The organism is Methanobrevibacter sp. 87.7, assembly GCF_002208625.1.
Classification (GTDB): Archaea; Methanobacteriota; Methanobacteria; order Methanobacteriales; family Methanobacteriaceae; genus Methanarmilla.
Genome location: NZ_MRCT01000076.1, coordinates 1 through 9056, shown reverse-complemented (window position 1 = coordinate 9056; position 9056 = coordinate 1). Strand labels below are relative to the sequence as shown.

Sequence of the window (9056 nt, the reverse complement as noted above, 5' to 3'; positions counted from 1 at the left end):
ATTTTATTAAGTAGGTTTAAACTTTTTTTAAGTTTTTAATTTATTTTTTATTTTATTAAGTAGGTTTAAACTTTTTTTAAGTTTTTAATTTATTTTTTATTTTATTAAGTAGGTTTAAACTTTTTTAAGTTTTAATGTTTATTTATTTTAAATAATTTAAATTTTTTTTTAAATTTTATTAATTTTATAGAGGATTTATATGATCGAACCAAATGAAATTGGAAAAATAGCTCAAATTGCATCTGTTCTTGAAGTAAGTGGTTATCCAAAACCAGGTAATGTTCATAGAACTCGTGATTTTGATGATATGGTTTTTGAAGATTTTCTTATTAGTGGTGTTGTAATAGGAGATACTATTAGAGAACTTGCTCAAAGAACTATAGATAATAAAGATGATTTATCTAAAGTAGAATTAGGTAAAGCTATTCTTGATGCAGTTTCAGAAACTGATAAATGGATTAAGAACAATACAAATTTAGGTATTGTTATGATGTGCGCACCTATTGCAGCAGCTGCAGCTATTAGTAATAATATGGATGATTTAAGAGAAAATGTAGGTAAATTAATGGATGCTACTACTGTAGATGATGCAATTAATTTATATGATGCAATTAATATTGCATCTGCAGGAGGAATGGGTAGTCAAGAAGATTATGATGTTACTAGTGACTCTGCTAAAGATGAATTAAGAGCAAATAATCAAACTATGTATGATGTTTTAAAAATATCTGCACCATGGGATAGATTAGCATCTGAATTAACAAGTAAAATGCCTGTTGTATTTGAAACTGGATATCCTACATATAAAAAACTTAGAGAAAATAATTCTATTAATATATCTGGAGTATTGACATTTTTAACAATTTTATCACAAGTACCTGATACTTTAATATCACGTAAATATGGTGATGACTTAGCATTAGAAGTATCTAAAAAAACAGCTGAACTTTTAGAATATCATGATGAAAATGATTTTGATAAAAAACTTAAATCATTTGATGATGAATTATTTAATAATCATCAAAATCCAGGTACTACTGCAGATTTAACTGCTACTTCTATAATGCTTTATTATTTATCTTGTGAATTTGAAAATTAGTTTTTTAACTTTTTTAGTTAAATTAAATATTTTTTTATTTTATTTATTTAAAATGAGTTATTTTTTTTATTTTTAATATTTTTTTATTTAAAATAAGTTATTTTTTTATTTAGTTTAAAAGAGTTATTTTATTTAGTTAAAATGACTTATTTTTTTAATATTATTTTTATTATCTAATTTATTTTACTATTAACCTTATTTAGTTAATAATCATGTTTTATTTTATTTTTAACTTAATTTAGTTAATATTAATTAATTTATAAATTATTAGATAATTTTTATTTAATTATATTTTTATTAGCTTTTTGTTTATTATATTACTTTATTTGTCTATGTGTTTTAATTAAGTTATATTTATTAATATTCAAAATTATATTTATTATTAATTAAAAGTTTTTGTGAGGTGAAACAAATGGAAGATAGTAAAGTTTTAAGTATTATTTCTATAATTCTTGGTATTATTATTATGATTTTCCCAATGTTTGGGGTTGCTACTGTATCTATAATTCTTGGAATAACCTTCTTAATTATGGGTATATTTACAGCAGTATTTTCATATTCAACATCTGATTATAGTAGTCTATTGTCTATTCCTGGTATAATCTTAGGAGTTTTATTTGCAATATTTGGTGTTTGTTTAATAATTAATCCTGCTGTATTTTCTGCATTAGCTGCATTCTTTATTTATATTGCTGGATTGTTCTTAATTATTATTGGTATTTTAGCTATAATTGCAGCATTTGGCGGAGTCGGTAAAGCTTTAGGTCTTACCTCATTAATTTTAGGTATTATTTACTTTATTGTTGGATATTATGTAGCTGATCCTAAAATATGTGGTTTCTTAATTGGTTTATGGTTATTAATTTCAGGTATTGTAGGACTTGTAAGAGATTAAATCTTTATTCATTAGAATAAATTTTTTATCTCTTTTAAGATACATTATTTTTAATTATTTAAGTTTATTTTTTATTATTCTCAAATATTTTTATTTTTTATTTTATTATATAATTATTTGGATATTTTCTAGTTTTGTTTATTTTTTTAAGTTATTTTTTTATTTTATTTTTATTTTGTATAAAATTAAAATCAAAATCTTTATAAATTAATTTATCTAAATATATCAATAATTAATTGAATATTTTCAGGCGATATAAAATGACAGATACATGTGATATTGATTCTGATTTTAATGAGTTGCCGTCAGAAAGTGAAATTAATAATATGGTTAATGTGTTTAAGGCTATTTCTGATCCAACTCGTTTGTGTATTTTATACTTATTAAAAGATACTGAGTTGTGTTCTTATAGAATTCAAGAGGCATTGAATAAACCACAACCAACTATTTCTCATCATATAAATATTTTGAAAAATGCCGGACTAATTAATGGAAGAAAAAAAGGGACTTGGATTTATTTTAGTTTATCTAATAATAAGATAATTGACATGTTAGAAGACTTAAAATTAATATTCTAGTTTTACTATTTTTATTTATTTTTTTATTTTTTAAGATTTTAATGTAATTAGTAATTAATTACAAAAATTTTCATAAAGTTTATATATTATAAAGTTTAATCTTTATTTGTCATTAGTTATTAAGTACAAAAATTTTAGTAAGATTAATATTTTCAAAATATGATTTTTACTTGTAATTAATTATTAATTACAAAAATTTTCGTAAACTTTATATACTATAAAAACATAGTAATATTGTCATTAGTTATTAATTACAAAAATTCATTGTACTTTTTAATTAATGGAGGTTTAATATACTAAGGTGAATATTACTTGGAATTTATTTTAGATAATATGAATTTATTATTTAATTTAAATTTCATGTAATTCTTATTAATCATTTTTATGATTATAATTGGAATATTAAATAAAATTTAATTTAATTCATATCCTCCTTTAACTTTTGATGGGTTCGACTCCCATTTGGAGGTATATATTCGTTCGTTAATATTTTAGTAAGAGACGGTTCTCTACTAGAATATTGTTTTTCATATTTTCACCTCTCCGTGAAGTAGAAAAAATATTTTTATTTTTTCTATTTTTTCTACTTTGTAAATAGAATAATAAAAAAGATTTATCTAATTAAATAACCTAAAAATTAAGGTTTTTAATTAGTATATTAATTAAAATATGGTTTTTAAAATAAAAACTGAATAAAATAAAAATATAGTTTTTAATTAAACTAAATTTTTATTAAAACTAAATAGGGGGTACAATATGCCTGATGAAGTTAATAATGAAATTCTTAAGGATTTAATTAATTTAAGTCCAGAATCTAGAACAAGTTATCATGAAGAAATGTTACTTGATAAATTAAGAGAAGCCTTCTTATATATGCCATTTGAAATTACTTCAAAAAATTTTGATTATAATTTTAATGGTGTTAAAGAAGGATATATTATAGAAATAGATGAACCTTTTAAATTTAAACCATTGGTTTACACTGATAAAAATAATATTTCACATTTGTTTTTGTTTACTGATAAAGATGAACTTAAAAATGGAATTAAAGGTAAACTTAATGTTTTTATAATCACAAGTTCAGATATTGCTGAAAATTTCAAAAAAGCAAATTATGATTATGTTGATATTAATCCATTTAGTAAATGTGGAATTTCTATGAAATTTAGTAGTTTTTTAAATTTATTTAATGATGAATCATATTTTGTGTTTAAAGAGGAATGATTTTGTAGGTTGTTTGTGTTGAGTTTTTTGTGTTTAAAGAGGGATGATTTTAAAGTCTGTTATCTTGAATTTATAAAATTAAATTATTTATTTAAAATTATTAGGAGAATATTATGGTTATTAAAAAATTAATGGATGTTGCAGATGTATATTCTGGAGTTCATATTTCACGTTTTGTTGATTCAGAATCTGATTTAAAACCAGTTATTAGAAATAAATATGGATTAAATGATACTTTAGAATATGAGTATAAACGTATTTCAAATAGTTTAAATTCAAAGTATTATTCAAAAAAAGATGATATATTAATTTCTTTATCTGAACCAAATTCTGTAACTAAATTGTATGAAGAAGGATACATAATTACTATGAATTTTGCAGTAATTAGATTAAAAGAAGGTTATGATCCATCATTCTTTTATCATTTACTAAAAAGTAATTATTTTCTTAAAAAATTACATAAATTACGTGAAGGTGGAGCTTTAAGAATTATTAAAGTTGCTGATTTAAGAAAAATTAAATTTGATATTCCAGATTTGGATACTCAAAAAAAGTATGGTGAATTTTTAAATTTAATTGATAGAAAAATAAAATTAGAGAAAAAGTCTATTAAATATAAAAAAGATTATGAAGAAGCAATAATTGAAAATCTTTATAAATAATTAATTGACTTTGTTTATTAGTTATAATAAGATTAAAAATAAGAAAATTATTTAATTTAAAGTTAATAGAAATAAAAATTAAGTTAATAAAAATGATTTATAGAAATTATGGTTTATATCCTTAAGTTATTTTATATTTATATAATTAATAAAAAGTTTTAAAGTTTATTAATTAATTTTCATGAATTTAAGGATGTATTTAAGTTTTAATGTTAAATGAGGAATAATATATTTTAATTATAAAGTTGATAATTCAAATATTATTATTTATAAAAAAATTATATGTTATAGGTGAATTGTATGGCAAGTCAAGAATTAGAAACCAAATTATGGGCAATTGCAGATGAATTAAGAGGAAATATGGATGCTAATGAATTTAAAAACTACATATTAGGATTTATATTTTACCGATATTTATCTGAGAAATTAGAATTACATATGAATAATGAATTAACTGAAGATGGTTTGACTTTTAAAGAAGCATGGGAAAAAGATGATTATAAACAAAATCTAAAAGAAGAAGGAATAGATTCATTAGGGTACTTTATTGAACCTCAACATTTATTTAGTTGTATTATTAGGAAAGCTAAAGTTGGAGAATTTATTTTAGATGATCTTAATAAAGCATTAAATTATATTAGTAATTCTTGTATTGGTACTGAAAGTCAAGATGATTTCAGTAACCTCTTTGAAGATGTAGATCTTCATTCCTCAAAACTTGGAAGAACTAATGATGATAAAAATAAATTAATATCAAAAATATTACTTCATTTAAATGATATTGATTTTGAACTTCAAAATAATGAATCAGATATTCTTGGTGATGCATATGAGTACTTAATTAGTCAATTTGCATCTAGTGCAGGTAAAAAAGCAGGAGAATTTTATACTCCTCAAGAAGTTTCAAAAGTACTTGCTAAAATTGTAACTTTAGGTAAAAAACGTATTAAATCAGTATATGACCCAACATGTGGTTCTGGATCTTTACTTTTACGTGTATCTAAAGAAGCAGATGTAGCAAACTTCTATGGTCAAGAATTAAATCAAACTACCTATAACCTTGCACGTATGAATATGATTCTTCATGGTGTTAAATATCAAGACTTTGATATTAAACAAGGTGATTCATTAGAACATCCAATGCATATTGATAAAAAATTTGAAGCTATCGTTGCTAATCCACCATTCAGTGCTAAATGGAGTGCAGATAAATCATTCCTTGATGATGAACGTTTTAGTGCATATGGAAAATTAGCACCTAAATCAAAAGCAGATTATGCATTTGTACAACATATGATATATCATCTTGATGAAAATGGTACAATGGGTATTGTACTTCCACATGGAGTTCTATTTAGAGGAGCTGCAGAAAGTAAAATACGTAGATACCTTATTGAAGAAAAAAATTATTTAGATGCAGTAATTGGTTTACCAACTAATATATTCTATGGTACAAGTATACCAACATGTATATTAATATTTAAAAAATGTAGAACAGAAGATGAAGATATATTATTTATTGATGCTTCACAAGAATTTGAAAAGGTTAAAAATCAAAATAGATTAAGAAAACAAGATATTGATAAGATTGTAAATACTTACGCTAAACGTGAAGAAATTGATAAATATTCACATAGAGTATCATTAGATGAAATTGCTGAAAATGATTATAATCTTAACATACCAAGATATGTAGATACTTTTGAAGAAGAAGAACCAGTTGATCTTGATGAAGTTGTAAAAGAACTTAAAGAGATTAATGAAGAAATGAAAAAAGTTGATGAAGAAATCGATAAATATTGTAAAGAATTAGGAATTAAATCACCAATATTCTAAGGGGGTAAATATTTATGGAAAATGGTTCTCATACTGAGACAAATAGTAAAACTTATGTTGATAAAAAGGAAATTAATACTCCAAAAATAAGATTTTCGGAATTTACAGATGAATGGAAAACAATTACTTTAAATGATATTTGTATTTTCTTAAAAGGTAAAGGAATATCTAAAAAAGATATATCTAAAGAAGGTATTGACTGTGTGAGATATGGGGAATTATATACATATTATGATGAATTAATAAATGAAACAGTATCAAAAACAAATATTAATAAAGAAAATTTGGTATTTTCAAAGAAAAATGATATAATTATTCCTAGTACTGGAGAAACAGCAATTGATATGAGTCAAGCATCCTGTATTACAAAAGATAATATTGCTATAGTGGTGATATTAATATTTTAAGAACTAATGAAAATGGTGTTTTCTTAAGTTATTATTTAAATAATATCAAAAAAGAAATTGCAAAATTCACACAAGGAATTTCAATCATGCATTTATATTCTAGTGAGTTAAAAAATGTTAAAATTAAAATTCCATCTAAAAAAGAACAGAAAAAAATTTCAGATTTTCTGTTAAAAATAAATTATAAAATTGAGTTAATATGGAAAAGAAGTATAAAATTTTATTAAAATTAAAAGATTATTTTTTAGAAAATTTATTTTGTCATGAAAATGAACTTAAACCAATGTTAAGATTTCAAGAATTTAATGAAGATTGGAAACAAATAAAAGGTAAAAATATATATTCAATTATTAGTGGAGGATCTTATAAAAGTTCTGATTCTCAGAAAGAAGGAATAAAATGGTTAAAAATAAAAAATGTAGGAATTAATAGATTAAATGAAAATGATGTAGATTATTTACCTTTAAAATATAAAAATGATAAAAAATTTTTATTAAAGAAAGGAGATATCGTTTTAGCATTGACTGGGACTATTATTAATTCAAAACTTAAAATTGCAATTATTGATAATTTTTTTAATTATTCCTTATTAAATCAAAGAGTAGGAAAAATTGATATTAATAATAAAAATATAAATAAATATTTTATTTATTATTATTTACAAACAAACAAAACAATTTTAAAAATAAGAAGTAAAATTGATGGAACTAGCCCTCCTAATTTATCAATTACTGATTTAAATGAAATTAAATTTAATATACCATCTTTAAATGAACAGAATAAAATTGTTGATTTATTATCAAATATTTATGATAAAATAAGATTCTATGAATGTTATATTAATAAATTAAATTATTTTAAGAAATATTTATTACAAAATATGTTTTGTTAATATAAATTAATAAAACAATTAATATTATTGTATATTATATTGATTATCTGCAAGAAATATATTAATTGTAATATTTATTTCTTCTTTAATCTCCTTTTTTTCTTCATTTTCTAAAATTAGAATATTTTTCATTACTTTTTTATATTTCTCTTTTAAATTTTGAGGATTTGTTTTTATATAAGTTTCATGTACTGAATTTTTACTTCGTCCCTGTAATGCATCTACATATTCAGAACTTAAACCTATATTTGATGCATGAAACTTTCTTAAAGTATGTGTTCTAAAAAATCTATAATTTCCTTTAAATCCCCATTTCATTTGATCATTAATTTGTTGAAATCTAGTTATTACTAAAGAATTACTAATAGGAAATAGTTTATCATTTAATTGAAGATTTTTTTTTGTTTTTAAATATTTAATTATGTAATTACTTGCTTCTGATGAACAAAAAGTATAATAATATTTATCTGTTTTTATACGTTTTAAGTAAACTGTTGGTATAATATCATTACGGTTACTTAATTCATCTAATATGTCTTTTAAATTATTACTTTTATAATATTCTGATACTCCTTTTATAAAATCATCCACAGTTAATGATAAAGTTTCCGCCTTTGCAGTACCTGAAGAGGACATAAATAAAATTAATGCTTTAAAATCAATACTTACAAGATCTAATGATTTTCGTATATGTTCTTTAGTTGGTAAATCAAAATAATTTATTTCATAATTTTTATTAAATTTAACATTAGGTAATACTGGAATTTCTACTTCATAATGTCTATAAAAGGTTATTAATTTAGAAAAATAAGTTTTAATAGTTTTTGATGACATATTTTTAGATAATAATTCATTTCGATAATCAATTAAACGTTTTTTAATTCGTCTATTTTTTAATAAAACATGATTTTCTTCATCTAAATATGCTTCTTTTAATAATTCATCAATACTCATATTATGAAATTCAGTATATCTTTTTAATGTAGATATATATCCTTTCTTAGTACTATCTTTAATATGGTACAACTCCATCTGGATATTATAATAAATATAATACATTAGAAGATACAATTTCTATTAGTGAAGGTGGATCTTGTGGTTATGTTAAATGGAACAATACTAAGTTTTGGGCAGGAGGACACTGTTATACATTATTAAATGTTGATGAAAATAAAATTTTGAATAAATTTTTATATCAAATTTTAAAAAATGATGAAAAAAAGTTAATGAGATTAGGTGTAGGTTCAGGACTTAAAAATATTCAAAAATTAGATGTTGAAAACTTTAAAATAAAATTACCATCAATTAAAGAACAAAATAAAATTTCAAAATTCCTTAATTTTCTTGATTTAAAAATAAATAAATGTTTTAATGAAATCATACTCCTTAAAAGATTTAAAAAAGGTTTATTACAAAAAATGTTCTGTTAATTTAACAAAACATTTTTGTAAAAGATATTTCTT

Annotated in this window: 10 protein-coding genes and 1 pseudogene; 10 read left to right on the top strand and 1 reads right to left on the bottom strand. The window is 21.4% G+C overall.

Features of this window, described 5'->3' with window-relative positions; translation table 11 throughout:
• Positions 1 to 202: 202 nt before the first annotated feature.
• The 9 genes from BGI41_RS04970 (at position 203) to BGI41_RS04930 (ending at position 7593) form a co-directional block, all read left to right on the top strand.
• Positions 203 to 1099, top strand: a complete 897-nt coding sequence (locus BGI41_RS04970) for a triphosphoribosyl-dephospho-CoA synthase (RefSeq protein WP_088539128.1) — start codon at positions 203 to 205, stop codon at positions 1097 to 1099.
• Between the two features lie 412 nt (positions 1100 to 1511).
• The gene (locus BGI41_RS04965; protein ID WP_088539127.1) at positions 1512 to 1994 is read left to right on the top strand and encodes a DUF308 domain-containing protein; all 483 of its coding nucleotides are present in this window, start codon (positions 1512 to 1514) and stop codon (positions 1992 to 1994) included.
• A 260-nt stretch (positions 1995 to 2254) separates the two neighbouring features.
• Entirely contained in the window at positions 2255 to 2572 is a 318-nt protein-coding gene (locus BGI41_RS04960) for a helix-turn-helix transcriptional regulator (protein ID WP_088539126.1), read from the top strand.
• A gap of 756 nt (positions 2573 to 3328) precedes the next feature.
• Positions 3329 to 3796, top strand: a complete 468-nt coding sequence (locus BGI41_RS04955; protein WP_088539125.1) for an SseB family protein — start codon at positions 3329 to 3331, stop codon at positions 3794 to 3796.
• 113 nt (positions 3797 to 3909) lie between these two features.
• Positions 3910 to 4458, top strand: coding sequence for a restriction endonuclease subunit S (locus BGI41_RS04950; protein ID WP_088539124.1), 549 nt, complete (start codon positions 3910 to 3912; stop codon positions 4456 to 4458).
• Between the two features lie 300 nt (positions 4459 to 4758).
• Entirely contained in the window at positions 4759 to 6294 is a 1536-nt protein-coding gene (locus BGI41_RS04945; RefSeq protein WP_088539123.1) for a type I restriction-modification system subunit M, read from the top strand.
• Between the two features lie 14 nt (positions 6295 to 6308).
• On the top strand, positions 6309 to 6701 hold the full coding sequence (locus BGI41_RS08665; RefSeq protein WP_088539122.1) for a restriction endonuclease subunit S: 393 nt from the start codon (positions 6309 to 6311) through the stop codon (positions 6699 to 6701).
• Positions 6689 to 6928 carry a restriction endonuclease subunit S gene (locus BGI41_RS08760; RefSeq protein ID WP_088539121.1) on the top strand — a complete coding sequence of 80 codons (240 nt, stop codon included), beginning with the start codon at positions 6689 to 6691 and terminating at the stop codon, positions 6926 to 6928. Before BGI41_RS08665 ends, BGI41_RS08760 begins: the two co-directional genes overlap by 13 nt.
• The gene (locus tag BGI41_RS04930) at positions 6901 to 7593 is read left to right on the top strand and encodes a restriction endonuclease subunit S (protein ID WP_088539120.1); all 693 of its coding nucleotides are present in this window, start codon (positions 6901 to 6903) and stop codon (positions 7591 to 7593) included. The genes BGI41_RS08760 and BGI41_RS04930 overlap by 28 nt, the downstream gene beginning before the upstream one ends.
• A 24-nt stretch (positions 7594 to 7617) precedes the next feature.
• Here the strand turns inward: BGI41_RS04930 and BGI41_RS04925 are convergent, their stop codons facing one another.
• Positions 7618 to 8619, bottom strand: coding sequence for an integrase (locus tag BGI41_RS04925; RefSeq protein WP_233126321.1), 1002 nt, complete (start codon positions 8617 to 8619; stop codon positions 7618 to 7620).
• Between the two features lie 17 nt (positions 8620 to 8636).
• Here BGI41_RS04925 and BGI41_RS04920 point away from each other — a divergent pair.
• Positions 8637 to 9023, top strand: a pseudogene (locus BGI41_RS04920) (restriction endonuclease subunit S); the annotation flags it as partial.
• Positions 9024 to 9056: the final 33 nt, after the last annotated feature.